Annotated in this window: 1 protein-coding gene; it reads right to left on the reverse strand. The window is 40.6% G+C overall.

The window, feature by feature from the left end; genetic code table 11:
• On the reverse strand, positions 1-271 hold a 271-nt coding region (locus AOA60_RS11790; RefSeq protein ID WP_143522425.1), incomplete at both ends, for an extracellular solute-binding protein.

Below are 271 nucleotides of genomic sequence, written 5' to 3' on the forward strand. Positions count from 1 at the left end.
CCCCAGCTGCACGGAATCTTTCAATTCCACCAACTTCAACCATTGCAATATCTGGAGCACCTGAACCTGCTGAAATAGAAGTGAACAGATTATCGTGTACGTCATTCATATCGCTGTTTTGAAGATTAATAGAGATGTGTGGATTGTCTTCAATGTATTCTTGAATTAATACATCGTATCCAGTGTTACCAAACTCCCAGAATACAAGCTCAATTTCACCATCCCCGAATGTCTCAATAGTTACCTCGTCTTCATCATCACCATCTGCTTC

Source organism: Pseudomonas sp. 2822-17, assembly GCF_002742485.1.
Taxonomy (GTDB): Bacteria; Pseudomonadota; Gammaproteobacteria; order Pseudomonadales; family Pseudomonadaceae; genus Aquipseudomonas; species Aquipseudomonas cyclaminis.